This is a genomic window from Okeania sp. SIO2F4 (genome assembly GCF_010672385.1).
Classification (GTDB): domain Bacteria; phylum Cyanobacteriota; class Cyanobacteriia; order Cyanobacteriales; family Microcoleaceae; genus Trichodesmium.
This window is the reverse complement of the sequence record NZ_JAAHGT010001253.1, coordinates 1-2,107: the sequence shown is the minus strand read 5'-3', so window position 1 is coordinate 2,107 and position 2,107 is coordinate 1. Positions and strand designations below refer to the sequence as shown.

The following is a 2,107-nucleotide window of genomic DNA, read 5'->3' as shown; positions in this document are numbered from 1 at the left end:
GGTAGCATCGGTATAATTAGATAGTTAATCTAGTCCTCAGTCCTCAGTCCTCAGTCCTCAGTCCTCAGGAGGGAAGAGAATTTAGAAATATTGGCACTTTGGGTGAAGATGAAAAATTTTTTATACCGAACCCGAGCGGATTTGATATCAATCATTATCATTAGTTTAAGAGTATGTTGAAACAAGAACCATTTAAACCAGAAAATTATTATATCCTTGCAGTTGATGATATTTCTACTAATCTGAAATTGTTAAGAGTAATCTTAGAACCTATAGGTTATAGTCTTACTTTTGCCAAGGGAGGCCATCAAGCAATAGAAAGGCTTAAGACTTCAAAACCAGATTTAATTTTGCTAGATTTAATGATGCCTGAAATGAATGGATTAGAAGTGTGTAAGCGATTAAAGAGTGACCCAGAATATGCTGATATTCCAATTATTTTTTTGACTGCTAGTAATGAACAGGAACACATAGTCGATGCTTTTGAATTAGGAGCAGTTGATTATATTAATAAACCATTTAAAGCACCCGAACTTTTGGCTAGAATTCGCCATCATTTACTCTTAAAACATACAATTGATGAATTGAAATCCACACAAATAGAATTGGAAAATGCTTTGGCAGAGGTTCAAAAACTCGCCAATACTGACCCACTTACAGGAGTATTAAATCGTCGTAGTTTGTTTGATTTTGCTCATCAAGAATTTAATCGTGTTATTAGATATGGTCCGTCTTTTTCTATTTTATTAATGGATTTAGACTACTTCAAGAAGGTTAACGATAACTACGGTCATCAAGTGGGAGATATAGCTCTATGTACAGTAGTTAAAAGTATTAAAAATACTATTCGCAATGTTGATTTTTTAGGTCGATATGGTGGAGAAGAATTTATGGCTATTTTGCCTGAAACTTATGGAGAGCAAGCACTCATATTAGCAGAGCGAATTAGAAAAATGGTAGCTAGTAATATTATTGAAACTGATCGGGGAAATCTCCGGTTAAGCATCAGCATTGGAGTTAGTACATATTCTATCAAAGATCGGAGCTTAGATGATATGATATTACGAGCAGATAAAGGAGTTTATCAAGCAAAGCAACAAGGAAGAAATAATTGTTGTTTAGTATAGCAGTAGGTCTTTTGCTTAGAAGAATAAATTTTAGTTGTCAGGGTAGGGATGAAAATACTTTTTCTTGACAAAAAAAAAGCTGTTTGCGCAGCATGACAAACGGAAATACTGAACGCTAATAGCTAAATACTTATACAGTGGAATATTAAACCTTGATGGGAAAAGGTAAACTTTAAAACAACTAGATTATCGAATTTTTTGAGGTTAAGGTGGGTAGCAATATTATGATTAGGATATTTTTTTTATCATTTCTATTTCATCTACCCTACACAACTTAATACCTTCTATTTTTTTCCTGCTTTAGCTACTTTTTACAGCTTGTAATTGTTGACGTAATTGTTCTAATTTCTGTTTTTCCTCAGCACTCAAATTTTCCTTCTTTTCCAACTCCAAAATTTGTTTAGCAATATCTAATTCTCGAATTGGGTTCCAAGTTTTATCATTTGCTTGATCGAACCCAGACCAACCATGAGGTTTGAGAACTGCGGGGTCTTTAAAGTTATAGAAGAAATTACGAATTTTCTGTTTTAAATCTTCTGGTAAATCTTTACGATAAGCGATGGGGTCACTAGGAATTAAAGTAGAAGTCCAGATAGTTTCTATATTAGCTCTTGCTTTGGGATTTGTTTGTTGTAGTCTATCTAAAGATTCATTATTATTAGTAGCCACATCTACTTGATTATTGGCTATTGCTAAAGCTGTTGCTTCGTGACTCCCAGAAAAAACTAAGCGTTTAAATATTTTTTTCGGGTCAACTCCATTTTGAGCAAAAATATAGTAACTAGGCACTAAAAAGCCAGATGTAGAGTTCGGGTCATTAAAAGCAAAAGTTAAATTTGCTGCATTTTTGATCGTATATTTATCACCTCCCATTGCTTTAGCTTCGGCAACTATAGGATTATTTTTATTAGTAATTAAATGAGAGTAATAACCTTTACCACCTTCTGTATCTACTGTTTGAGCAAAGGCTTCAGCATTAA

General features: G+C 33.5%; 2 protein-coding genes. One reads left to right on the top strand and one right to left on the bottom strand.

Annotated features, from left to right (window positions below; all coding sequences use genetic code 11):
* Positions 1-173: 173 nt before the first annotated feature.
* Positions 174-1,127: a diguanylate cyclase gene (locus tag F6K22_RS39420; protein WP_293110464.1), complete on the top strand. Its 954-nt coding sequence runs from the start codon at positions 174-176 to the stop codon at positions 1,125-1,127.
* Positions 1,128-1,427: 300 nt separating this feature from the next.
* On the opposite strand, the gene phnD is transcribed toward F6K22_RS39420, so the two are convergent.
* The coding region (gene phnD / locus F6K22_RS39415; protein WP_293110462.1) for a phosphate/phosphite/phosphonate ABC transporter substrate-binding protein at positions 1,428-2,107 on the bottom strand (680 nt) is incomplete at its 5' end.

What these genes read in the sequence shown, in the direction of transcription:
- F6K22_RS39420 (WP_293110464.1), top strand. Translation starts at nt 174, where the DNA reads ATGTTGAAACAAGAACCATTTAAACCAGAAAATTATTATATCCTTGCA.